The organism is Erythrobacter donghaensis (assembly GCF_002155425.1).
Classification (GTDB): Bacteria; Pseudomonadota; Alphaproteobacteria; order Sphingomonadales; family Sphingomonadaceae; genus Erythrobacter; species Erythrobacter donghaensis.
The window spans coordinates 64,691-87,243 of record NZ_MUYG01000010.1; the positions used below are offsets into that span (position 1 = coordinate 64,691).

Consider the following 22,553-nt stretch of genomic DNA (forward strand, 5'->3'; position numbering starts at 1 on the left):
GGGGTTAATCCTGTCGGAGTCGGGCAATGTCGAAGGCGACCGTCAACCGCTCGCCGTGGGGGAAGGGGCGCGTACCATGCCACATGGTCGATGGGAACAGCACCAGCCGCCCCGGCTTGGGCTCGATCAGCTGGCTGGGCGGCAGCCCCGGCACCAGATCGCGCGCCTCGCCGAGGCTGAGCCACCCGGCATGATCCTCTCCGCCTTTCCCGAGCGTTTCGGGCAGGGCTACGTAGAGCGCCGAGCTGAACCAGCCCTGCGGGTGGACATGATCGGTGTGGAACCCTGCCTGCTCCAGCCGCACCGACCATGCCCCGGCGATGCGCAGCGGCGCGCGGCGGGCGAGGAGGGTGGGGTGGCCCGGATCTGGGGGCGGAAGCTGTGCGACGTGCCGCTCCACCAGCGCGAGCAGGCGCGCCTTGAGGTCGCGGATCGGGGCCTCGGTGCGCAGCAGCAGGTTGCCGTCGGTCTGCGTGCCACCGCGCACCGATTGGTCGAGCGGGGCGCTGCGGGCGAAATGCAGGCCGCGCAGGTGCTCGGCGAGCGCGGTCAGCTCGGCTTCGGACAGGCCGATATCGTAAACGCCGACCAGCCGGGCATCGCCTTCCAGCCAGTCCGCACGGGGATCGCCGCGCATCCGCCATGCGAGCGACAGGTAGGGCCACAGCGCGGCGGCGCCGGGCTGACCGACGAGGGGCTCGAGGAGTGCAGCGGCGCGATCGGGGGCGTTCGCGCGGATCAGGTGGCGCGCGTGCATCCATGCCGAGGCGGGATCGGCGGCGGCGGGCGCTGCCGTGGCAAAGTGCGCATCGGCGGCGGCGAGATCGCCCTGTTCCGAGGCGACGTGCCCGGCCATCAGCGTGAGCCATGCAGGCGTGCCGAGGGCGGCGGTGGCCGCTGCCACGGCTGCGGCAGCGCGCGGCAGGTCGCGGGCTTGCAGCGCCAGCGAGATGGCGCAGTGGTGCAGTTCGGGCGTGCGCGGGTGGCGGGCGAGCGCTGCGGTGACGCTGGCGAGCGGGTCTTCGCCCATCTGCCCGGCAATCGCGGCGAGGCTGCGGTGCCCGGCGAGCCACAGCGGGTTGGCGGCGAGGGTGCGGCTGAGCAGGGCGGTGGCCTCGTCCGCGCGACCCTCGTGCAGCAGCGCGGCGGCGTGGCCGAGGATGACGCCGCCGTCCTGCGGCGCGAGGCGCGCAGCGGCGGCGAACAGGGCAGCCGCGGGCTGCCCGGCCTCGAGTGCGGTGCGGGCCCGCGAATGGGCGATCAGCGCGTCCTGCGGGGCGGCGCTGGCGGCGGCGGCGAAAGCTTCGGCCGCGATCAGGCTTTCCCCGCAGGCACGGGCGGCGAGGCCGAGCAATTGCTGCGCCTTGGCGCTGCCTGGATGGCGCGCGGCGAGGGTGCGGGCGTGGGGGAACAGGAGCTCGGGATAGTCGGCATTGATCAGCGCCACGCCCGTACCGAGCGCGGCGGCGGGATCGTGGAGCGGGAACTGCGCGATCCGGGCTTGGGCTTCGGCGAGTTGCACGCGGTCAGGTTCCCCAAACGAAAATGGCGGGCCTTTCGGCCCGCCATTCGTTGTCTAGCGACGGTAACGCTTAGAAATCAAGCGTCACACCCGCAAAGATGTAGCGCCCGAGGGCGTCATACTGCTGCGCGTAGACGTTGCCGTTGCACGAACCGGCAGGGCAAGCCTGCGAGCCGACAACCGGCGGAGACTTGTCGAGCACGTTGTTCGCGCCGAGGACGAAGTTGAAGTTGTCCCCTGCTTCGAAGGTGAACGTCAGGTCGAAGTAGTTGACCGAGTCGAACCCGGCAACACCCGGACGGGCGGTGCCGCCCGGAGCCGGACCCGAGGGACCGGTGCTGCTCAGGTTGGTGTTGGCTTCGACGGCGTCGAGGGTGACGCTGTCGAAGTAACGCCAACGCAGCGAGGCACCGATGCCGCTGCGGAGGTTGAACCCGAGGCGGGCCTGGTGGCGCCACTGCGGGTTGGGCTGGCCGCAAACGTTCCCGTAGAGACCGACGCAATCGAAGGTCTGGTCGAGACCCGGGATCGCAACCCCTGTGTCGGTCACCAGCTCATCGAGGTAGGTGCCGAGGAAGTTGAAGGTCAGGGTACCCAGATCACCGATTTCGGTGGTGTAGTTCACCTGAGCGTCAACACCCGAGGTCGAGAAGCCACCGATGTTCTGCGTGACGTTGGTCGTGAAACCAGCCGCCGAGCGCCACAGCGAGCCCGAGGGATCGCGGTTGATGAGGCCGCAGAAGAACGGATCCGCCGTCGCGGTACAGGCCGCCAGAATGGTGTCCGAACCGATCCCGCCGATCGCCTGCGTGATGTCGATGTTGAAGTAATCGACGCTGGCGGTGAAGCCAGGCAGGAAGGTCGGGGTCAGCACCACACCACCGGTGTAGGTGTCGGCCACTTCGGGGGTGAGGTTGAGGTTACCGCCAACAAACCCGTTGTACTGGTCAGCCGGGTTCGGAGCGACGAACTGGCCAACCGTCAAGCCCTGCGCCAGACAGCCGGTGTCTGCAGCAGTGATGGTGAAGCCCGAGCACGGATCGGACGAGCCGTCCAGAGCCACGCGGTTCGGCGCGAACAGATCCTGCACCGTCGGTGCACGAACGGCCCGGTTGTAACCACCGCGGATGCGGAAGTCGCGGGTCGGGGCGAATTCACCTTCGATCTTGTAGGTGTCGGTGCTCACGCCGGTGCTGTAGTCCGAATAGCGATAGCCGCCGGTGATGGTGAAGTCATACACCCAGCTGTCCTGCGCGATCGGCAGACGGACTTCGGTGAAGAATTCCTTCACGTCGAAGCTGCCGGCCACCGGAAGGGTCGCCGCGCCCTGACCGGCAAGGTCGCCGGTGCTGAAGGCGGAGTCCGAATTGAACTCGAGGCTTTCCTTGCGGTATTCGGCACCGAACACGACATCCACGCCCTGGTCGGCCCAGGGAGTCTTGAGGCCGTATTCACCCAGCGAACCCGAAACGTATGCGCTTGCGACCTGCTGGCTCACGACACCGCGCGAAAAGCCCGGGGTCGAGAGATACTGAACCGCTGCCTGCGAGGGAGCGACCGTACCCGGCGAGAAGATGTCCCACGGCACGCAGTTCGTGTCCGAACCATCGAGCGTCGAACGGCACACCGGGGTGCCACCCGGACCGTTCACCACGTCAAGGGCACGGCCGAGGCGCGTGACCGAGAAGTCGTTGAGGTAGGTCTGGTTGTAGTTGTTGCGGCCGTACTGGTAGTAAGCATCATACGACCATGCCGGCGACAGATCGCCCTTCACACCGATGACGGCGCGATAGGAGACGTGCTGGAGATCGTCCTGACGCGGACCGCCTTCGACGTTACGACGCAGCAGCTGCAGGAAGCCACGGTTGTAGGTGTTGCCGGTCAGCGGATCGATGAAATCGAACGGCGTGGTCGGCAGCAGGGGTTCACCCAGGCCACGATCGATACGGGCCGCGTTTTCAGCCGCAACGTTACCGGTCACGAAGAACGCGTCGCCGGGCAGCGGGCTGACCAGCAGGTTTTCATCATCGCAGAACTGCGCAACCTGACCAGCGCCGAGCAGCGGGTTGTCGCAGTTGATCGACAGGGTGTTGCCGAAGTCACCCGACGGAGCGATCTGGGCGACCGTGCGGTCGTCCATGAACATGAACTCCATGTAGGGCTTGATCGCGCTCGAGATTTCGTAGTCCGCGAAGACACCGGCGGTGTAGCGTTCATCCGGGCGCTGGTAGTAGTTCAGCGGGCCGAAGTTGAACGCGGTGAAGCCCGGCAGCAGGGTGCGGTTCGGGCCGAACTGCGACAGGGTCGAGGTCAGCGAATCCGCAACGCCGTCGCCATCGGCATCGGTCGTGTCATCGAAATCGTCGTAGTAGATCGCGGTGCCGACAGCCGAGGTGGCCGAACCGCCGCAGTTGTAACGACGTCCGCCGCCCGCGACCGCAGCAGCGGTGGTCGCCTGCAGCACGCACGACGAGTAGTCGCGACGGGCCTGAAGCACCGGATCGATCTTGCGGTAGCCGGCGTAGGCGGTGACGCGGCCGCGGCCGTCGTCGAAGCTGGCGCCAAAGGCAACGGTGGCATCGAAGGTGCCGCCATCGGTGACAGTGCCGGTCGGATAGCCGAAGCCGCGCGCGTCATTGGCGGCGCGGATGTCGGCCGAGGCCCGGTTGTTGTGGTTGTAGACACCGTAGTTGGCGTTGATCTTGAAGCCTTCGAAGTCGGTATCGAGCACGAAGTTCACAACGCCCGCAACCGCGTCCGCACCATACACCGACGAAGCACCGCCGGTCAGCACGTCCACGCGCTCGATCAGAGCGGCGGGGATGAAGTTGATGTCGGCCGCCGAAGTCGAGGGCGTGCCGGGCGCCATGCGGCGGCCGTTGACGAGAACGAGCGTACGCTCGGGCCCGAGGCCGCGCAGGTTGAGGGTGGCGATACCGCTCGCGCCGTTGGCGATGTTGCCGCCCTGGGCAGCGAACACCTGCGGCAGCGAGTTGATGAGGTCTTCGACGCGGGTCGTCCCGGTAAGGGCGAATTCTTCCGCGGTCACGACGGTGACGGGGCTGGCCGATTCTAGGTTCGGCGAGCGCAGACGGGTCCCGGTGACGACGATCGCCTGGACTTCTTCAGCCTCGGCAGCGTTATCGGTGGTGACGTCGGCATCCTGCGCAAATGCAGGGGCGCCAACGGTCAGGGCGATGACGGCAGTTGCCGCACCGGCCTTGAGAAGCGCGTGCTTCTTCATGGTGGTCTTCCTCCTTTAGGTTTGACCAGGTCAAATGACACTTCAAACGTCAAGGGCTGGTGACAATGCACCTTATAGCCCTCTCCGAGGTGCCGAATGCGCCAACCCCTTGGCGAGTGCAAACCCAATTCACCCTTAGCCGCGCGCTTGCAGCGAACCTGTTACGCTTCTGCCACAGTCTGAAGATACCCTTTGGGACAGTGCCTTGCGGGCACCATCAATTTGGTCGCTTGATTTGCCCCGGGCGCTTGAATAGGCGCTGGGAGGACAAGCGAGTAGTGATACGAAACTGATTTCGCACCGCTCGCAACGGGGCCGGCCGGGTCGGTCCGATCAGGGAGAGAGTCATGACCACAGCCTATATTGTCGAAGCTGTCCGCACCGCCGGCGGGCGCCGGGGCGGGCGCCTGGCCGGGGTGCATCCGGTTGATTTGCTGGCGAAGTCGCTCGATGCCATCGTCGCGCGCAGCGGGATTGACCCCAAGGCGATCGACGATGTGGTGACGGGCTGCGTCAGTCAGGCGGGTGAGCAGGCCTTGCAGGTCGGGCGAATGGGTGTGCTCGCCTCGAAGCTGCTTCCGCAATCGACCCCCGCCGTCACCATTGATCGGCAGTGCGGCTCCAGCCAGCAGGCGATCCAGTTCGCCGCGCAGGCGGTAATGAGCGGCACGCAGGACGTGGTGATCGCCAGCGGCGTGGAAAGCATGACCCGCGTGCCGATGGGCTCCAACGTCACGCTGCACATGAAGGAAGGCCTTTATCACAAGGCCGAGGGGATCGAGGCGAAGTGGCCCGGCATCAACTTCAGCCAGTTCATGGGCGCCGAGATGATCGTCAGGAAGCACGGCTTCACCAAGGATCAGCTCGATCAATTCGCCTATGACAGCCACCGCAAGGCGATTGCCGCAACGCAGGCAGGCGCGTTCGAAGGTGAGATCGTGCCGGTCGAGATCGAAACGCCCGAGGGTACTGCGATGCACACGGTCGATGAAGGCATCCGCTTTGATTCCAGCCTTGAAGGGATCGCGGGCGTCAAGCTGCTGTCACCCGATGGTGCGCTGACCGCGGCTTCCTCCAGCCAGATCTGCGACGGGTCTTCCGCGGTGCTGGTGGTGAGCGAGGCGGCGCTGAAGGCCCACGGCCTCACCCCGCTGGCGCGCATCCACAACCTCACCGTCACCGCGGGCGATCCGGTGATCATGCTCGAGGAGCCGCTGTTCGCGACCGACCGTGCGTTGCAGCGCGCCGGGCTCGGCATCGACGATATCGATCTGTTCGAAGTGAACGAGGCCTTCGCTTCTGTGCCGCTGGCGTGGCTCAAGCACACCGGGGCGGACCCCGAGCGGCTGAACGTCCACGGCGGTGCGATCGCGCTCGGCCACCCGCTGGGTGCGAGCGGCACCAAGCTGATGGCGACGCTGGTCCATGCGCTGAAGCGCCATGGCAAGAAATATGGCCTCCAGACCATGTGCGAAGGCGGCGGCGTCGCCAACGTGACGATTATCGAGGCGCTCTAGAAATTCGTGAGTCCCCGCGAAGGCGGGGATCTCGTCCGTAAACGACTGAGGCCCCCGCCTGCGCGGGGGCGCACCAACAAGGGAAAACGAAAATGGAAGTTTCAGCCAATACCCCCGCCGTCGTCACCGGCGGTGCCTCGGGCCTCGGCGCGGCGACCGCCCGCGCGCTGGCAGCCAAGGGCGCCAAGGTCGCGATCTTCGACATGAATGCCGAAAAGGGCGAAGCGCTCGCGGCTGAGATCGGCGGGGTGTTCTGCCTCGTCAACGTGACCAAGGACGAGGACGTCGACGCCGGCTTCGCCAAGGCTCGCGCTGCGCACGGGCAGGAGCGTATCCTCGTCAACTGCGCAGGCATCGGCAACGCGATCAAGACCGCCAGCCGCTCGAAGGAAGACGGCTCGATCAAGCACTTCCCCATCTCGGCGTTCGATTTCGTCATTCAGGTCAACCTGATCGGCACCTTCCGCTGCATCGCCAAGTCGGCGGCGGGGATGCTGACGCTCGACCCGCTTGACGAGAACGGCGAGCGCGGCGCGATCGTCAACACCGCGAGCGTCGCGGGCGAAGACGGCCAGATCGGCCAGGCGGCCTATTCGGCATCGAAGGCGGGCGTGATCGGCATGACCCTCCCCATCGCGCGCGACCTGATGAACGAGGGTATCCGAGTCAACACCATCCTGCCGGGCATCTTCGACACCCCGCTGCTCGCCGCCGCGCCGCAGAACGTGCGCGATGCGCTGGCGGCTTCGGTGCCGTTCCCCAAGCGCCTCGGCATCCCGACCGAATACGCCAAGCTCGCCATGTGCATGATCGAGACCGGCTATTTCAACGGCGAGGACGTGCGCCTCGACGGCGCGATCCGGATGGCGCCGCGCTGATCGCGAAGGTTGGCCGCATGGCCCCGCGCTAAGCCGAGCAAGGCACAAACAAACGCCGCCCGCCGGGATACCAGCGGGCGGCGTTTTCATTTTGGCGGTTGTGGAGATCAGTCGGCGGTCTGCATCAGCGTCACCTTGCCGACCCAGTCGTCGCTTTCGGCCGCATCGGCGAGCAGCATCGCGACATCGCCGCGCGTCGCCGTGGCGCTGGGGTCGACATCATCGCCCAACAGCACATCGCCGGTGGGGCCGTCTTCGGTGAGGCTCACCGGGCGCAGGATCGCGTATTCGAGGCTGCTTGCCATCAGCCGCTCGTCGGCGGCGTGTTTGGCTTCGAGATAGTGCTTGAGGTCGCTTTCTGCCGGGGGATCGCCCGCGCCGACCGAGCTCAGCATCACGAAGCGCTTCACGCCCGTCTTCTCGGCGATTTCGATCAGGCGGATCGCGCCGTCGCGGTCGACCTTGTCGGTCATTTCCTCGCTCGTCCCGCCGCCCGATCCGGCGGCGAAGATCACGACATCGCAACCTTCGGTGACGCTGTCGTCAAGATCGGTGAGGTCGGCCAGCCGCTGGGTGGTCGACTTGGGCAGGCCTACGGTGTCCGAGCTTTCGCGCACCAGCGCGACAGTGTCGTGGCCGCGCTTGGCGAGCTCACGGGTCAGGCGCAGGCCGGTGTTGCCGGTGGCTCCGGCGATGAGAATGTTCATGGAAAGTCTCCTTGTATCGGGGTGTGTCGGGGGCTGGGATCAGGGCAGGAAGATCGCCTTGGCGTTGACGAATTCCTTCATCCCGAACCCGCCATGCTCGCGGCCGTAGCCCGAGTTCTTCACCCCTCCGAAGGGCATGTTGGGGTCCGCCGCACCGAAGGAGTTGATCCGCACCATCCCGGTGTCGAAGTGGTCGCGGGCGAGGCGGATGGCCTTGTCCTCATCCGTCGAGAAGATCCCGCCGCCAAGGCCATAGCGGCTGTCATTGGCGATGCGCATCGCGTCTTCATCGTCCTTGGCGCGGATCACCGAGGCTACGGGGCCGAACAATTCGTCGTCATAGGCGGGCGTGCCGGGCTTGCAGTCGGCGAGCACGGTGGCCGGGTAATACCAGCCTGTCGCGCTCTCGTCCGGGTCGCCGCCGCACAGCAGGGTGGCACCGCCCGCGACGCTCTTTTCGACCTGCTCGCAGATCGTGCGATACTGGTCTTCGCTCGAAAGCGGGCCGAGCTGGGTGTCCTCCTTCATCGGATCGCCCATCCTGGCGCTCTTCATCCGCTCGACAAAGGCGGCGACGAACTCCTCATACACCGCGTCGGTGACGATAAAGCGCTTGGCCGAGACGCAGGTCTCGCCATTATTGTAGAGACGGCCCGTGACCGAGGTTTTCGCCGCCAGTTCGATGTCAGCGTCTTCCAGCACCAGATAGGCGTCATTCGAGCCCAGTTCGAGCACGGTCTTCTTGCGCGCGGCGGCGGCGGTCTTGCCGATATGCGCGCCTGCGCCGTCGCTGCCGGTCATGGTGACGGCGCGGATCTTGTCATGCGCGATGATTTCGTCCGAGACATCGTGATCGACCAGGATCACATCGAACAGCCCCTTGGGCAGGCCCGCTTCAAGGCACAGATCGCGCAGCAGCAGCCCGGTGCCGGTGCAGATCGTCGCGTGCTTCAACACGCAGGCGTTGCCTGCCATCAGGTTATCGGCGAGCACGCGCACCGGCTGATACAGCGGGAAGTTCCACGGCTGGATCGAATAGAGCACGCCGATCGGCTGATAGGTGACGATCCCGCGCTTCTTGCCGCCCGAATGGGTGCGTTCTTCGTCGGCGAGTTCCTCGGCGCCGTTGTCGGCGGCATATTCGAACAGGCGGGCGCAGAGTTCGACTTCGGTCTTGCCGTCGCGCAGCAGCTTGCCGACTTCGTGGGTCATCAGCTCGGCGATGCGGTCACTTTTGTCGCGCAGCTTGCCCGCGATCTTGCGCAGCACCGGGGCACGCTCTTCGAAGCTGCGGGTGCGCCAGTCTTCGAAGGCGGTGTGGGCAGCCTCGACGATGGCGAAGGCTTCGTCCTTGCTCATCAGGTCGTAGGTGGCAATGCGCGTGTCGGTGGCGGGGTTGCGGGTTTCGATGGTGGACATGAATAGCCTCTTGCTGGGCAATGCGGTGTCACGGCGCGCGCGGGGGCGAGCGGCCGCAAGGGGGTTGCGACCGGGCCCGGCACCGGAGCATTGCGGTGGGTGTTGCAAGGCTAAGAGGCGCGCGCCGCAGATGTTCCGCCGCCCGGCGCGCGGACGCGGTTTGAGGGACGGGCCGAGGCGCTGCCACGACAGACGGTCGATGCATCCGGTGCGCCTCACCCGGCTTTTCAACTCGCATCGCTGCGGATAGCCCCTTGCCCATGCCCGCCGCGATGCTCCCGCGCTTCGCCCAAACCCTGCCAAAAACGCGCATGCGCCTGAGGCTTGTTTTCGTTTCCTGGACAGTGTCTCATGTGTTTCCAACACGGGCGCCCAAGCCCGGACACGAGAGAGAGCGCGGGCATGACCGAATACACCCAGATCATCGTCACCAAGGCCGATGGCATCGCCACGATCACGCTGAACCGTCCCGACAAGATGAACGCCTATACCCGCACCATGGGCGCGGAGATCATGGCGGCGATGGACGATATCGACGCTGATGATGCGGTGCGCGCCGTGATCTTCACCGGCAGCGGGGAGCGCGCGTTCTGCGCCGGGGCTGATCTCACGCCGGAGGGCGGAGGGCACGTGTTCTCCGACCCCAGCGAGGTCGCCGACCTGTCCGACCCCAAGGTGCGCGACGGCGGGGGCTTGCTGACGCTACGGCTGTTCGAGAGCAGGAAACCGCTGATCTCGGCCTGCAACGGCGTGGCGGTGGGCGTGGGCGCGACGATGCAGCTGGCGATGGACATCCGCCTTGCGAGCGAGACCGCGCGCTATGGCTTTGTCTTCGCGCGGCGCGGGATCGTGCCCGAGGCCGCCTCGAGCTGGTTCTTGCCGCGCATCGTCGGCATCCAGCAGGCTCTGGAGTGGTGTTACACCGGGCGCGTGTTCGATGCTGCCGAGGCGCAGGCGGGCGGGTTGGTGCGTTCGGTCCATGCTCCCGGCGATCTGCTGCCCGCCGCCACGGCGCTGGCGCGCGAGATCGCCGACAACACTTCGGGCGTGTCGGTGGCGATGACGCGGGCGATGATGTGGCGGCTTTCGGCCACCGATCACCCGATGGAAGCGCACAAGATCGACAGCCGCGCGATCTACCGCCTCAGCCGCGGGGCCGACGCGAAGGAGGGCATCGCCAGCTTCCTTGAAAAGCGCGCGCCTGCCTATCCAGGCAGGGTCAGCGCCGACATGCCCGATTTCTACCCCTGGTGGGACGAACGCCCCTATGAATGAGCCTGCCGACACCGTCGGCGGCCAGCTCGCGGGGTTCCTGCCCTACCAGCTCTCGGTCACCTCCAACGCGGTCAGCGGCCTCATCGCCGAGCGATATCGCAAGCGCTTCGGGCTCAAGATCCCCGAATGGCGGGTGATGGCGGTGCTAGGCGACAGCGGGCGGATGACTCAGCGCGCGCTGACTGCGGCGACGGTGATGGACAAGGTCGCGGTCAACCGCGCAGTCAAGGTGCTGGAGGAACGCGGGCTGATCGCGCGGGTGCCCAATCCGGGTGACGGCCGCTCGCACCTGCTGGCGCTGACGGGGGAGGGCGAGGCGATCCACGCCGAGGTCATGCCGCTCGCCCGCGCGACCGAAGCGGAACTCCTCGCCGGCCTCGCGCCCGAGGAAGAGGCTGTGCTGCGCCGCCTGCTCGCCGGCTTGCGCGGGCGGGCGCTGCGGCTGGCTGGCCATACGCAGGAAGGGCCGGAGCAGGGGTAGTCCCCGCTCCGGCCCTTCCGTGATGGCGACTGCCCTACTTGTTGACGAGGTTGTCGGAGATCGAACAGGCCGCCGGACCAAGGATCACGACGAACAGCGTCGGCAGAATGAACACGATCAGCGGCACGGTCATGATCGCCGGAAGACGCGCGGCCTTCTCTTCGGCGCGCATCATGCGCTCGTTGCGGAATTCCGCCGAGAGCACGCGCAGCGCCGAAGCGAGCGGGGTGCCGTAACGCTCGGTCTGGATCATGGTCGTCACCACGCCCTTCACCGCTTCAAGATTGACGCGGTAGGCGAGGTTGTTGAAGGCGTGCTTGCGCTCGTTGAGGAAGCTGAGCTCGATCGCGGTCAGAGCGAATTCGTCGCCCAGTTCGGGATAGGCGCGGCCCAGTTCCTTGGCGACGCGGTTGAAGGCGGCGTCGACGGTCAGACCGGCTTCGGCGCAGATCACCAGCAGGTCGAGCGCGTCGGGCAGGCCCTTCTGGATTTCCTTGGTGCGCTTGCTCGCCTTATTGCTGAGGAAGATTTCCGGGCCCTTGTAGGAAGCCCACACGCTGCCGCCGAACACGATCAGGCGGAACATCGGGCTCCAGTCGGGCCAGAAGTCGACGAGGTAGATCAGCGTGCCCATCAACCCGCCGACCAGAATCGGCAGGATCGCGCGGGCGCCGATGATGACAACCGCCAGTTCCTTGTTGCGGTAGCCCGCGTGCGCCAGCTTCTGCTGGATGTCCTTGATCTGGCTTTCCTGCAGGACGTTGAGGCGCCCGAGGCTGCTCTTGACCTTGTCGGTCGTGTCGGTGCGGCGCACCAGGCTGGTGCGCTTCTTCGTGCCCGCGGTGACGATCCCGGCCTTGAGCTGTTCGCGCCGGGCTTCCAGCGCCTTGACGCGCTTGGCCATGGGATCGCGGATGGTGACCGCGGCGTAGATCGCCAGCATCACCGCGAAGGCCGCCAGACCTGCAAGCAGGGAGCCGACAAGGATGACGTCGAAGCCGAGGAGCGTCGGGCCGCTGGGTTGTTGGATCATGGTTCTCTTGCCCCCGCGATCAGATTTCGAAGTTGACCATCTTGGCCATCATGGCGACGCCGATTGCCATCCACACCCCGGCCCCGAGGCCGGTCACGATCAGGCGGTCGTCGTTGAAGAACCCGCTCATATATTCCGGGTTGATGTAGAGGATCATCCCGAACACCAGGAACGGCAGCGAGCCGACGATATAGGCCGAGGCCTTGGATTCGGCGCTCATCGCCCTGATCTTCAGCTTCATCTGGGCCCGCTGGCGCAGCACGTTGGCGAGGTTCGAGAGCGTTTCGGCAAGGTTACCGCCGGTCTCGCGCTGGATCGCAAGCGTGATGGTGAAGAAGTTGAATTCGGGGATACCGAGCTTGTCGGCCGTGTCCTGCAGCGCGTCTTCCATGGTCTTGCCGACCTTGATCCGGTCGATCACGGCCTTGAATTCAAAGCCGACCGGGCCGGGCACTTCGGTCGATACGATTGCGAGCGTCTCGGTCACCGGCAGGCCGGAGCGCAGGCCGCGCACGAGAAGCTCGATCCCGTCGGGGAACTTGGAGACGAAGGCATTGGTGCGCTTGTTGATCAGGCTGCCGACCACCAGGTGCGGGAGCCCGGCGCCCAGAAACAGGCCCACGCCCGCCGAAAGCAGTGCGGACTTGGTCAGCACGAACATGACCACCGTAACCGCGAGCGCCAGACCGATCGAGGCGTAGATATACTGCGACACCGTCCAGTCCTTGCCGGTGCGGTTGAGCCGCATGGCGAGGGCTTCGGTCCGCGAACCGGAGCCTGCGACCCGATAGGTCTTGGGCTTGCGCGCCGCGATCGCCCGCTTGAACTGGGCATCGACCTTGGCGTCGAGGCTTTCCGAGTGGCGGTGACGCACCGATTCCATCCGGCGCTTCTGAGCCTTGGTCGCGCCCGATCCGGCGATGACCGAATAGCCCAGCACCAGAACGGCGAAGATCACGAGCGTGATCAGCAGGGTTTGGAAAAAGTCCATCTCGGTATGTCCTGCCTGGCTGCGCCGGCGAGCGGCGGATTACATCAACAAAGGGTGCCGCGCGGGGAGCGGGGCGGCTTGTCAGCGACCGCTCCCCGCGTGCGGCAATCGGTTCAGTCGACCTTTGAGAGGTCAACCTTGGGCTTCTTGGACAGCATCGACTTGAAGTCGAAATTGCCCAGCAGCGACTTCTTTTCGCCGCTGCCGCCGTCGAACTGCTCGTCCTCGCTCGCGCCCATCACCCGTTCGGCGATGTGGCGGATCGCGGCTGTGGCCTTGCTCGACCGGTTGGCGTCGACGAAGACCTGACCCAGCTTGGCCGCGTTCGAGGCTGCCTTGATGTCGTAAGGCACCACGAAATCAACCTTGCGTTCGATCGAGGCTTCGAAGTCGGCCTTGCTGATCTCGGCCAGCGCCGGCTGCACCTTGTTGGCGACGATCATTGGATGCGCGTGCGCGGCGTTGGTCTTGAGCCACGAGAGCAGGCGGATCGTGTCGCGGGCCGAGGCCAGCGTCAGTTCGCAGGTCAGCAGCACCAGATTCACGTCAGCCAGCAGCTGCGGGAAGTTGATCAGCATGTTGCGCGGCAGATCGATCACGGTCATTTCGAACGCCTGGCGGAATTCATCCTCCAGCTGCACGAAAGCCGCACCATCGGTCATCAGCGGCTGGCTGATCGGGGCTTCGGCCGAAAGGATCGACAGGTTGTCACCGGCGCGTACCATGGCACGTTCGATGAACAGCGGGTCGATGCGGCTGGGGTTCTCGATCGCGTCGGTCAGGCCGCGGCCCGGTTCGAGATCGAGCGCCAGCGCGCCGGTGCCGAAGTGGACATCCAGATCGAGCAGCGCGGTCGGGGCCTTGTGCGCCTCGGCAAACAGCCAGGCGAGCGAGGTCGCTAGCGTCGAGGCGCCAACACCCCCGCGGGTGCCCACCACGGCGGTGGAGACGTGGCGCTTGACCCCGTCACCGTCGCCGCCCTTGGGGCTCATGAACACGGCCAGCGCCTGATTGAGCGCGTCGTGCACCTGCTGCGGCGAGAGCGGCTTGAGCAGGTAGTCGTGGATCCCGCTGGCGAGCAGGTCGCGATAGAGGCGCACGTCATTGACCTGGCCGACCGCGATCACCACCGTGCCCGGCTCGCACACTTCGGCGAGCGCGTTGATGTCGTTTAGCGGATCGCCGCTTTCCGACAGGTCAACCAGCAGGATCGCCGGGGAGGCGCTGACCGAAAGCGACTGCACCGCGTTGCGCAGGCCGCCCTTGTTGCACTTTTCGGGCTGCCAGCCGAGCTCGATCACCACGGGCCGGATCACGTCCAGCGCGTTGTCATCGCAGATATAGGCCGCAAAGGGATCGCGATTGCCGGGCAAGCCCGATTTCCAGGGAGCATTCATGGCTTAGTTACCTCCTCCGCCGCCAGCGGCCGCGCCAGCTTCCATCAGGCCGGCTGCGCCGGTCGGTTCTGCCTGGCGATAGGTTGAAATCGCCTTGTTCGAGGTGGCGATGACCGTCTCGCTCGAACCCTTCTTGCCTTCCAGCAGATCCATCGGATCAGCGACCATCGCCGCCAGGTTGCCGTTGTTGGCGCAACCGAAATTCGGGCTGAGGCCATGGCTGTAGTTCATGTCCGAAGTCGCCGACCAGTCGGGGCAACCCGGCACGCTGGCGGTGGCACGGGTGATCACCACACGGGCCTGACCCGGCTGGAGATATCCCGGCGTCACCGGCGCGGTGTCGCTGATCATCAGGCCGTAACGCGCCGCCAGATCGCGGATCGCGCCCGTCACCGCCGGGTTCTGGCCGGGGTTCTCGATCGCGATACGATCGCCGTAGCGCAGATCCATCGTCTCGAACCAGCCGTTGAGGCGCTGCTGCTCGGAGATCGGCAGGCCCGCGCTGCTGGTCGTCACATCCAGCACCATGTTGGTGCGTTCGACCACCGGCTGCTTGACGCTGTAGAGCGTGTTGTTCATCGGCATCCCGCCGCAACCGGCAAGGCCAAGGCCCAGCGCCAGCGCGATCGCGATTTTCGAGGCTCGCCCGAAGGTGGAGGCGGGCACGCTGGCCTGCCGGGTTTCTTGTGCATGCGGCATCACAGTCACCTTTCTCACGTTAGAGGCTGAAGCCGGGCGCAGCGACCGGATCGGCGCTGGCCGCGCGGTCATCCTTGCGGCGCTTCTTTTCGGCCCGGCGCGGCTGTTCCGGCTGGGTCGGGCTGATCGCGGCCGGGTCGGCCTGGCTCACCTTGGGGGCAGGGGCATCCTCGCCGCCCGCCGCGGTCGGGCCGGGACGTTCGGCGCCCGACACCCCGGCGTGGTTCTGATAGCCAAGCAGCTGCTGCAGTTCATTGGCCGAGGCATAGCCATCGGTCGGCAGCTTGATGTCCTTGGCGTCCACCGGCTTGACCAGATAGGGGGTGACGATGATCACCAGCTCGGTCTCGCCCTTGCGGAACTGACGGCTGCGGAACAGGTTACCGAGGATCGGCACGTCGCCAAGACCCGGCGCCTTTTCCAGCTGGTTCTGCGCGTTTGCGCTCATCAGCCCGGCGATCATGAAGCTCTGGCCCGAACCCAGCTCGATGGTGGTTTCGGTGCGGCGGGTGGTGATCGCCGGAACCTGGAACCCGTTGAGCGTGATCGCGCCCTGGGTCGACAGTTCGGAGACCTCCGGACGCACGCGCATTGAGATGCGGCCGTTCGAGAGCACGGTGGGGGTGTAGGCGAGGCTCACGCCGAACTGGCGGAACTGCACCGTAACCTGGCCGAGACCCTGCGAAATCGGGATCGGGAATTCACCGCCCGCGAGGAAGGTCGCGGTTTCGCCCGAAAGCGCGGTGAGGTTCGGTTCGGTAATAGTGGTCACCAGGCCGAGGCGTTCCGACAGGTCGAGCGTGCCCGCCATGTCGATCCCGAACAGCTTGCCCAGACCGGCAAGCGTCGTTCCGGCGCTGGTGATGACCGAGGTGCCGTCGGCGCCTTCGGTGACGTTCACACCGACCGGGCCGCCCGGATTGTACTGCACCACCGCGCCGCGGCCGTTGCCGACACCGAACTGGAAGCCGTTGGTCGAATCCGCAGTCGTCAGGTTGGCACCGATCTCGCGAACGAGGCTGCGGCTGACTTCGGCGAACTTGACGTGCAGGTTGACCTGCAGCGGGGTCGCGGTCTTCAGGCGGCTGATGACATTGGCGTCATCGCCGAGGAAGGCCTGCACCAGACGCTCGGCCTCGGCTGCATCTTCCGGAGCGCCCACGGTGCCGGTCAGCAGCACGGTGTTGGTGCCCATGGTCGACACGCTCACCTTGGCATCGGGCATCGCCATCGCCAGCATCTGATCGATGCTGCCGATGTTCGAGCCGACCCGGATGTTGGCCGAGAAGATCACGTCGCCGCGATCATTGCTGGCGTAGATGGTGGTCTCGCCGCCGGCCTTGCCGAAGACATAGAGCTGACGCTGCGACTTCACCTGGACATCGGCGACTTCTTCGTTGGCGACGAAGACATCGGCCATCGTGCCGGGCACCGTCACCAGCTCGCCCTTGCCGATCGACAGGATGATTTCCTGCGAAGGCTTGGCAACCGACTGGGCGGTGGCGGTGGCGGCCGGCATGGCGGCCGTCGGCACGGCGGCCATGGCGGCCAGCAGCAGCTTGATCTTGAACTTGGACGTCATGGGTTGGCCCCCCTCGGGTTTGCCACGGATTGCCTGGATTGCAGGCGCACTTCGGGTGTTGGTCACAGACATGGTCTTTCAGCCCCTCAGTTGATCACGGTCATGCCGGCGGCGGGCACGGTCTGCCCGGCGCGGCGCACGCCGCTCGACTGGCCGGAGAGCACGGCACCGGCATTGGCCTTGGCGCTCACCGGAGTGTCGGTGGTTTCCTTGCCGCGGGTCACCCGCACGCTCGGCCCGGTGTAGACCGGCGCTGCCGCACCGCCACCGCCGCTTGCACGGGGCGCGGACTGGGCCGCTGCCACCTGCGTTTCCTGCTGGCGGGTCTTGGGCGGCACCGTCGAGCGCTGGAAGCGCGACACGTCACCGCCGGTGACAAAGGTCGTGCCCTTGTCGAGCGGGCGCGCCATGGCGGCCTTGAGCATCTTTTCTTCCTCTTCGGGCGTTGCGCCCGCCGGGATCTGGATGTCGCCCGCAGCCACCGCCTTCTCAAGCTCCGACTGGCTGTCGGCGATCGAGCGCAGCACCAGGCTGATCGTGCCGATGGTCTGGGCCACGGCGATCTTCTCGGCGATCTTGGGCGTCACTTCGAGAGTCACCGTGCTGAACTGCTCGACCACGGTCTTGCCGTTCTCGTCGGTGGTCTTTTCGGTGGTCTGGTCGGTGGCGAGCACCCGCAGGTTGCGCAGCACGGTTTCAGCGGTCTTGAGCGTGCAATCGTCACACGCGCCCTCGACCTGCTGGGTCAGCACCACGTCCACACGGTCACCCGGGAAGACGAAGCCTGCCACGCCCGACTGGGCCGACACCGGCACAGTCACGGCCCGCATGCCCGGCCCGAGCGCAGCGGCAAGGAAGCCGCGGTCGCCCGGTGCCACCAGCGAGCCCTGCGTGACCGGCTCACCTGCGGTGATCGGGTAGCGCACGACGGTGCCGAGCAGCTTGTTCATGTCGGCCTCGCCGTCGATGAAGTACGCGTCCTGCACCAGCTCCTTGGGCCAGGGCTGGAAGCCCAGCGCATCGGCGGTGATGATGGTGCCCGCGGTCAGCGCGCGCTTGGCGACAAGCACGCGCGGCCCGGTGGGCACAGCGGCTTCTGCATCGGGGGCAGCGCCTCCGGCGAAGATGCTGCGAGCGGCAAAAGCGGTCCCGATCGCAATGATCAGCGCACCGAGCAGCAGAACCAGTTTCTTCCTATCCATGGCTCAATAAGCCCCCTCGTAATCGCCCTTGGTTGGTTAGCGGGCAGGTATGGTTGCAGTTCGTAAGTCCTGACTGGTTAAAATCGGGTTATGCTGCCTGAACGGCGTTGAGCCCCTGCGGCAGATAATTGATTGCCAGCACCCACAGGCCGCCGAATGCGATGGCGACTCCGTAGGGAATCTTGAGCTTGTCTTTCTGGCGGCGCATCACGTGCCAGGCCGCCATGACGATCGTCAGCGCCCCGCCGGCCAGCGCCATCACCAGCAGCAATTGCATGAAGTGCGCAGGGCTGACCCACAGCGCGAGCGCGGTCAGCAGCTTCACATCGCCGCCGCCCATCATGTTCAGCGCGAACAGACCGGCAAAGACCGCGAAGGCCGCCAGCGCCACGCCCAGCTGGATCGCCACGCCCGGCCACAGCGACAGGCCGCTCGCCCACCAGAAGGCGGGCGCGGCGAGCGCAATGGCGAGGTTGAGACGGTTGGCGATCGTGCGGCTGCGAATGTCGCTGAGCGCGGCAAACACCAGCGCAATTGCCAAGCCCGCCAGCAGACCGTAGGAAATCAAACTCATCGACATCGTGCCCCGTGGAAGGCTCTGCACGATGCAGCGGCCGTCCTTGATTGGGACACACCTACAGAACATGACTTACCAAATAGTAACCACACTCCAAGCCCGCCCCTCGGCACCAATACCGACCCGGATGGGAAAGCGATGGTGATCGACCGCCGGGCGATCCCCGCCGACGCGCGCGAGAGCGTGTGGGCCGCAGCCGATGGTCATGCCATCCGCCGGATCGACTGGCCGGGCGGCACACCTCTGCGCGGGTCGATCCTGTTCCTGCCCGGGCGCGGGGACTTCTACGAGAAATACCTCGAAACGCTGGAAGAATGGCACCGCGCCGGCTGGCGGGTGACGGCGGCTGACTGGCGCGGGCAGGCGGGCTCGGGGCGGCTCGGGAACGACGCGGTCACCGGGCATATCGAGGATTTCGCGATCTGGATCGACGATCTGACCGCGCTGTGGTCGGCCTGGGTGGAGACGACTCCGGGGCCGCATGTGCTGGCAGCCCATTCGATGGGCGGACATCTGGTGCTGCGCGCGCTCGCCGAGGGCCGCATCACACCCGATGCGGTGGTGTTGAGCGCGCCGATGACCGGCATCGCCGGCCCGCCGCTGCCACTCGGCCTGCTGCACAAGGTCGCGCAGACCATGTGCCGGATCGGCGATCCGATGCGGCAGGCGTGGAAGTGGAGCGAGAAGCCGGGCGAGTTGCCCACGGGCCGCGCAACGCTGCTCACCCACGATCCCGATCGCTATGCCGACGAACAATGGTGGCGCGATCATCGCCCCGAGCTCGTCATGGGCCCGGCGAGCTGGCGCTGGGTCGAACAGGCCTATGCCTCGTGGATCGGGCTGGAACGCCCCGGCGCGCTCGAGGCGGTTGAGGTGCCTGTGCTGATCGTCTCGACCGTGGCGGACAAGCTGGTGAGCCACCCGGCCAACCTGCGCGCCGCCGCCCGCCTGCCGAGGGCTGAGATCATGGCGCTGGGCGAAGAGGCTGCGCACGAAGTGCTGCGCGAGGCGGACGCTGTCCGTAATCCGATCATGGCGCGGATCGAGGCCTTCCTCGCCCAAGTCGCGCCGCCAGTTTCGCAGGACGCATGATCCACGATATCGCCATCATCGGGGCCGGCATGGCCGGGGCGAGCCTTGCCGCCGAGCTAGCGCCCCACGCCCGCGTGCTGCTGCTGGAGGCAGAGGACGCGCCGGGCTATCACGCCACCGGGCGCTCGGCGGCGTTCTGGGAGGAATGCTACGGCGGCCCCGGCGTGGTGCCGCTGACGCGCGCTTCGGGCGCCTATCTTGATGAACACGGCTTTCTCACCCATCGCGGCGCGCTTTATGTCGGGCGGAGCGAGGATGTGGCGGCGATGGCGGCGTTCCGGGCCAGTTACGAAGGCACCGGGGTGGCGATCACCCCGCTCGAAGGGGCGGCGCTGGCGGCGATGGTGCCGCAGATTCGCCCCGAGTGGAGCCATGGGCTGCATCAGCCCGCCTCGGCCGATATCGACGTGGCGGGGCTGCATCAGCATTACCTCGTCCTCGCGCGCCGCCACGGGGCCGAGACCGTGTGCCGTGCGCGAATCACCGGGCTCGACTGGGCGGACGGCGTTTGGACCATCACCTCCGAGCGCGGCGAGACATGGCGCGCGGCCACCATCATCAATGCCGCCGGGGCCTGGGCAGATGCCATCGCGGCGCTGGCCGGGGTGCCTGCCATCGGGATTGCGCCGCTGCGCCGCACGGTCGCGGTGCTGCGGGTCGATCCGCCCGCACCCGCCGATCTGCCGCTGGTGATCGACATCAACGGCGGCTTCTATTTCAAGCCCGATGGCGGGCGGCTCTGGCTCAGCCCGCACGACGAAATCCCCTCCGCCCCCTGCGACGCGGCGCCCGAAGAGCTGGACGTCGCCGTCGCCATCGACCGCTTTCAGCAGGTGACGGACTGGCGGATCGCGGCGGTCGAGCGGCGCTGGGCGGGCCTCAGAAGCTTCGCACCGGACCGGCTGCCGGTCTATGGCTACGACCCCGAGGCCGCTGGTTTCTTCTGGTTCGCCGGGCAGGGCGGCTTCGGCATCCAGACCGCGCCTGCCGCCGCACGGCTCGCCTCGCAGCTGCTGCTGGGAACCGGGCCCGACGCGATGACCGCCCCGATCGACGCCTCCGCCTATGCGCCTGAGCGATTTCAGCGGGCATTTGCGCAACAATCGGTCTGGAAAAGCGCCCGCTGATCTGCCATCCCTGCGATGGGATTAACCAGAAGAGAGGGGCCGCAATGGCGCACAAGTTTGAAATCTACAAGGACAACGCCGGCGAGTTCCGGGTGCGGTTCAAGTACAATTCCGAAGTGATGTTCTCGACCCAGGGCTATTCGAGCAAGGCGAGTGCGCAGAACGCCATCGATTCGATCAAGAAGAACGGCCCCGGCGCGGAAGTCGAAGATAATTCCTGATTGATCCGCACCTCGTCATTGCGAGGAACCGGAGGCGACGAAGCAATCCATCATCTGGGCCACCCACTCGCGGAGCGGTTCGTCCATGGATTGCTTCGCTTCGCTCGCAATGACGAAACTTCGGGCCGCTGATCCAAATCAACCCCGCGCTTTCTCCGCCTCCGCACTGGCCAGCGCGTCGACCCGTTCGTTTTCGGGGTGACCATTATGGCCCTTGACCCAGTGCCAGGTGATCTGGTGCGGGCGCGCGGCCTCGATCAGGTCGTGCCACAGATCGGCATTGCGCACCGGCTTCTTGCTGGCATTGAGCCAGCCGTTCTTCTGCCAGCCGTGAATCCACTTCTGCATCCCGTCGAGCACATATTTGCTGTCGGAATAGAGATCGACCTTGCACGGCTCGATCAGCGCACTGAGGCCGCGGATTGCTGCGGTCATCTCCATGCGGTTGTTGGTTGTGTCGGCCTCGTTGCCCGACAGTTCCTTTTCGTGCGGGCCCATGCGCAGCAGCGCGCCCCAGCCGCCGGGGCCGGGATTGCCCTTGCACGCGCCGTCGGTGAAGATCTGAACCTGTTTCATCGCCGTCAACCTTGGCCGCGCTTGGCTCAGCCTGCAAGCAGAGCGGAGCCGGTTTCGTCGTAGAACTGCCACCGCCGCGCGAATTGCATCGGGTCCTTGCGGGTGACGAGCGCATCGTCGGGCGTGTCGAGCCAGTCTTCGGCGCGGCTCGCGACGAAGCGCAGGCACGCGCCCTTGGCGACTTCGGGGAAGAGCGCGCGCTCGGCCGGCTCCAGCGGGCGCACGCTTTCATAGCCTGCGATCAGCGCACTGCCGATGGCGGGGTCATGCACGCCCGCCGCATCGAAGCTCCACGCCGCATGGGTCACTGCCAGATCGAGCACCATCGGCCCGGTGCAGGCGAAGTAGAAGTCGATCAGCCCGGTCACCCGGTCGCCCAGCATCAGCACATTGTCGGGGAAGAGGTCGGTGTGCGTCTGCGAGCGCGGCAGCGCGGCGAGATCAAGCGCGGCGGCGGCCTCGGCCTCGGCGAGCAGCGCGGGGAGGGCGGGGTCGATCGTCGCCAGCGCCTCGGCCCCGCAAGCGCGCAGGATCGCGGCGCTGGCGGCGAAATCCATCGCATTGGCGCGGGTGCGCGGGAAATCCTGCGCGGCCAAGTGCAACCGCGCGAGCACCTCGCCGACGCTGTGGGCCTGTTCCGGCGTGGGCCGGGTGGGCGAAACGCCGGGCAGAAACTCGATCAGCGCCGCCGCCTTGCCCTCGACCATTCGCCACGATCCGCCTGTCCGGTCGTGCATCGTGCGCGGCACCGGGCAGCCCTTGGCGGCGAGGTGATCCAGCAGTTCCAGAAAATAGGGCAGATCGGCATAGTCGATCCGCCGTTCGTAGAGCGTCAGGATGAAGCGCGTTCCCGATCCTGCCGTCCCGGTGGTCTCGACCAGCCAGTTGGAATTGGACACGCCCTCGGCGATCCCCTTGGCCGAAACCAGCGCGCCGACATCGTAATGCGCGATCAGCCGGGCGAGATCCTCTGCCCCGAGATGGGTATAGACCGCCATGCGCCCCGCCCGAAA

At 66.4% G+C, this 22,553-nt stretch carries 20 protein-coding genes; 7 read left to right on the forward strand and 13 right to left on the reverse strand.

Features of this window, described 5'->3' with window-relative positions; all coding sequences use genetic code 11:
• Nucleotides 1-4: 4 nt before the first annotated feature.
• Both BZF59_RS08745 and BZF59_RS08750 read right to left on the reverse strand, forming a co-directional pair.
• Entirely contained in the window at nt 5-1,522 is a 1,518-nt protein-coding gene (locus BZF59_RS08745) for a putative 2OG-Fe(II) oxygenase (RefSeq protein WP_086607886.1), read from the reverse strand.
• Between the two features lie 70 nt (nt 1,523-1,592).
• A complete protein-coding gene (locus BZF59_RS08750; RefSeq protein WP_086607887.1) occupies nt 1,593-4,766 on the reverse strand; it encodes a TonB-dependent receptor domain-containing protein in 3,174 nt (1,057 codons plus the stop codon).
• Between the two features lie 347 nt (nt 4,767-5,113).
• Between BZF59_RS08750 and BZF59_RS08755 the strand changes: the two genes are divergently transcribed.
• Both BZF59_RS08755 and BZF59_RS08760 read left to right on the forward strand, forming a co-directional pair.
• The gene (locus BZF59_RS08755) at nt 5,114-6,283 is read left to right on the forward strand and encodes an acetyl-CoA C-acetyltransferase (RefSeq protein ID WP_086607888.1); all 1,170 of its coding nucleotides are present in this window, start codon (nt 5,114-5,116) and stop codon (nt 6,281-6,283) included.
• A 92-nt stretch (nt 6,284-6,375) separates the two neighbouring features.
• Nucleotides 6,376-7,161 (forward strand): SDR family NAD(P)-dependent oxidoreductase, encoded by a 786-nt coding sequence (locus tag BZF59_RS08760; RefSeq protein WP_086607889.1) that lies wholly within the window; start codon nt 6,376-6,378, stop codon nt 7,159-7,161.
• A gap of 107 nt (nt 7,162-7,268) precedes the next feature.
• On the opposite strand, the gene BZF59_RS08765 is transcribed toward BZF59_RS08760, so the two are convergent.
• The gene (locus BZF59_RS08765; protein WP_086607890.1) at nt 7,269-7,868 is read right to left on the reverse strand and encodes an SDR family oxidoreductase; all 600 of its coding nucleotides are present in this window, start codon (nt 7,866-7,868) and stop codon (nt 7,269-7,271) included.
• Nucleotides 7,869-7,907: 39 nt separating this feature from the next.
• The gene (locus BZF59_RS08770; protein ID WP_086607891.1) at nt 7,908-9,287 is read right to left on the reverse strand and encodes an NAD-dependent succinate-semialdehyde dehydrogenase; all 1,380 of its coding nucleotides are present in this window, start codon (nt 9,285-9,287) and stop codon (nt 7,908-7,910) included.
• Between the two features lie 402 nt (nt 9,288-9,689).
• On the opposite strand from BZF59_RS08770, the gene BZF59_RS08775 reads away from it, so the two are divergent.
• On the forward strand, nt 9,690-10,562 hold the full coding sequence (locus BZF59_RS08775) for a crotonase/enoyl-CoA hydratase family protein (RefSeq protein ID WP_086607892.1): 873 nt from the start codon (nt 9,690-9,692) through the stop codon (nt 10,560-10,562).
• Nucleotides 10,555-11,043, forward strand: a complete 489-nt coding sequence (locus tag BZF59_RS08780; RefSeq protein WP_086607893.1) for a MarR family winged helix-turn-helix transcriptional regulator — start codon at nt 10,555-10,557, stop codon at nt 11,041-11,043. The genes BZF59_RS08775 and BZF59_RS08780 overlap by 8 nt, the downstream gene beginning before the upstream one ends.
• Before the next feature lie 34 nt (nt 11,044-11,077).
• Here the strand turns inward: BZF59_RS08780 and BZF59_RS08785 are convergent, their stop codons facing one another.
• The 7 genes from BZF59_RS08785 to BZF59_RS08815 all read right to left on the reverse strand — a co-directional run bounded on the left by BZF59_RS08785 (nt 11,078) and on the right by BZF59_RS08815 (nt 18,527).
• Nucleotides 11,078-12,076, reverse strand: coding sequence for a type II secretion system F family protein (locus BZF59_RS08785; protein ID WP_086607894.1), 999 nt, complete (start codon nt 12,074-12,076; stop codon nt 11,078-11,080).
• 19 nt (nt 12,077-12,095) lie between these two features.
• Entirely contained in the window at nt 12,096-13,067 is a 972-nt protein-coding gene (locus BZF59_RS08790; protein WP_086607895.1) for a type II secretion system F family protein, read from the reverse strand.
• A 113-nt stretch (nt 13,068-13,180) separates the two neighbouring features.
• Nucleotides 13,181-14,464: a P-loop NTPase family protein gene (locus BZF59_RS08795; protein WP_086607896.1), complete on the reverse strand. Its 1,284-nt coding sequence runs from the start codon at nt 14,462-14,464 to the stop codon at nt 13,181-13,183.
• Between the two features lie 3 nt (nt 14,465-14,467).
• Nucleotides 14,468-15,163: a CpaD family pilus assembly protein gene (locus BZF59_RS08800; RefSeq protein ID WP_086607897.1), complete on the reverse strand. Its 696-nt coding sequence runs from the start codon at nt 15,161-15,163 to the stop codon at nt 14,468-14,470.
• Between the two features lie 19 nt (nt 15,164-15,182).
• Nucleotides 15,183-16,745, reverse strand: coding sequence for a type II and III secretion system protein family protein (locus tag BZF59_RS08805; protein WP_086607898.1), 1,563 nt, complete (start codon nt 16,743-16,745; stop codon nt 15,183-15,185).
• Between the two features lie 86 nt (nt 16,746-16,831).
• The gene (cpaB, locus tag BZF59_RS08810) at nt 16,832-17,947 is read right to left on the reverse strand and encodes a Flp pilus assembly protein CpaB (RefSeq protein ID WP_086607899.1); all 1,116 of its coding nucleotides are present in this window, start codon (nt 17,945-17,947) and stop codon (nt 16,832-16,834) included.
• Between the two features lie 88 nt (nt 17,948-18,035).
• Nucleotides 18,036-18,527 (reverse strand): A24 family peptidase, encoded by a 492-nt coding sequence (locus BZF59_RS08815; protein WP_086607900.1) that lies wholly within the window; start codon nt 18,525-18,527, stop codon nt 18,036-18,038.
• Between the two features lie 135 nt (nt 18,528-18,662).
• Between BZF59_RS08815 and BZF59_RS08820 the strand changes: the two genes are divergently transcribed.
• The 3 genes from BZF59_RS08820 to BZF59_RS08830 are packed head-to-tail and all read left to right on the forward strand — an operon-like array spanning nt 18,663 to nt 20,964.
• A complete protein-coding gene (locus tag BZF59_RS08820) occupies nt 18,663-19,616 on the forward strand; it encodes an alpha/beta hydrolase (protein ID WP_086607901.1) in 954 nt (317 codons plus the stop codon).
• Entirely contained in the window at nt 19,613-20,743 is a 1,131-nt protein-coding gene (locus tag BZF59_RS08825; RefSeq protein ID WP_086607902.1) for an NAD(P)/FAD-dependent oxidoreductase, read from the forward strand. The genes BZF59_RS08820 and BZF59_RS08825 overlap by 4 nt, the downstream gene beginning before the upstream one ends.
• Nucleotides 20,744-20,787: 44 nt before the next feature.
• On the forward strand, nt 20,788-20,964 hold the full coding sequence (locus BZF59_RS08830; protein WP_086607903.1) for a YegP family protein: 177 nt from the start codon (nt 20,788-20,790) through the stop codon (nt 20,962-20,964).
• 138 nt (nt 20,965-21,102) lie between these two features.
• On the opposite strand, the gene rnhA is transcribed toward BZF59_RS08830, so the two are convergent.
• Entirely contained in the window at nt 21,103-21,540 is a 438-nt protein-coding gene (gene rnhA, locus BZF59_RS08835) for a ribonuclease HI (RefSeq protein WP_086607904.1), read from the reverse strand.
• Nucleotides 21,541-21,566: 26 nt separating this feature from the next.
• Nucleotides 21,567-22,538: a homoserine kinase gene (locus BZF59_RS08840; protein WP_086607905.1), complete on the reverse strand. Its 972-nt coding sequence runs from the start codon at nt 22,536-22,538 to the stop codon at nt 21,567-21,569.
• Between the last annotated feature and the right edge of the window lie 15 nt (nt 22,539-22,553).

Excerpts from the sequence above, each read along its gene's own strand:
- BZF59_RS08785 (WP_086607894.1), bottom strand. The coding sequence starts at position 12,076 with ATGATCCAACAACCCAGCGGCCCGACGCTCCTCGGCTTCGACGTCATC.
- BZF59_RS08830 (WP_086607903.1), top strand. The coding sequence starts at position 20,788 with ATGGCGCACAAGTTTGAAATCTACAAGGACAACGCCGGCGAGTTCCGG.
- BZF59_RS08780 (WP_086607893.1), top strand. The coding sequence starts at position 10,555 with ATGAATGAGCCTGCCGACACCGTCGGCGGCCAGCTCGCGGGGTTCCTG.
- BZF59_RS08760 (WP_086607889.1), top strand. The coding sequence starts at position 6,376 with ATGGAAGTTTCAGCCAATACCCCCGCCGTCGTCACCGGCGGTGCCTCG.
- BZF59_RS08825 (WP_086607902.1), top strand. The coding sequence starts at position 19,613 with ATGATCCACGATATCGCCATCATCGGGGCCGGCATGGCCGGGGCGAGC.
- BZF59_RS08750 (WP_086607887.1), bottom strand. The coding sequence starts at position 4,766 with ATGAAGAAGCACGCGCTTCTCAAGGCCGGTGCGGCAACTGCCGTCATC.
- BZF59_RS08795 (WP_086607896.1), bottom strand. The coding sequence starts at position 14,464 with ATGAATGCTCCCTGGAAATCGGGCTTGCCCGGCAATCGCGATCCCTTT.
- BZF59_RS08800 (WP_086607897.1), bottom strand. The coding sequence starts at position 15,163 with ATGCCGCATGCACAAGAAACCCGGCAGGCCAGCGTGCCCGCCTCCACC.
- BZF59_RS08775 (WP_086607892.1), top strand. The coding sequence starts at position 9,690 with ATGACCGAATACACCCAGATCATCGTCACCAAGGCCGATGGCATCGCC.
- BZF59_RS08770 (WP_086607891.1), bottom strand. The coding sequence starts at position 9,287 with ATGTCCACCATCGAAACCCGCAACCCCGCCACCGACACGCGCATTGCC.
- BZF59_RS08805 (WP_086607898.1), bottom strand. The coding sequence starts at position 16,745 with ATGACGTCCAAGTTCAAGATCAAGCTGCTGCTGGCCGCCATGGCCGCC.
- rnhA (WP_086607904.1), bottom strand. The coding sequence starts at position 21,540 with ATGAAACAGGTTCAGATCTTCACCGACGGCGCGTGCAAGGGCAATCCC.
- BZF59_RS08815 (WP_086607900.1), bottom strand. The coding sequence starts at position 18,527 with ATGTCGATGAGTTTGATTTCCTACGGTCTGCTGGCGGGCTTGGCAATT.
- BZF59_RS08840 (WP_086607905.1), bottom strand. The coding sequence starts at position 22,538 with ATGGCGGTCTATACCCATCTCGGGGCAGAGGATCTCGCCCGGCTGATC.
- BZF59_RS08765 (WP_086607890.1), bottom strand. The coding sequence starts at position 7,868 with ATGAACATTCTCATCGCCGGAGCCACCGGCAACACCGGCCTGCGCCTG.
- BZF59_RS08820 (WP_086607901.1), top strand. The coding sequence starts at position 18,663 with ATGGTGATCGACCGCCGGGCGATCCCCGCCGACGCGCGCGAGAGCGTG.
- cpaB (WP_086607899.1), bottom strand. The coding sequence starts at position 17,947 with ATGGATAGGAAGAAACTGGTTCTGCTGCTCGGTGCGCTGATCATTGCG.
- BZF59_RS08790 (WP_086607895.1), bottom strand. The coding sequence starts at position 13,067 with ATGGACTTTTTCCAAACCCTGCTGATCACGCTCGTGATCTTCGCCGTT.
- BZF59_RS08755 (WP_086607888.1), top strand. The coding sequence starts at position 5,114 with ATGACCACAGCCTATATTGTCGAAGCTGTCCGCACCGCCGGCGGGCGC.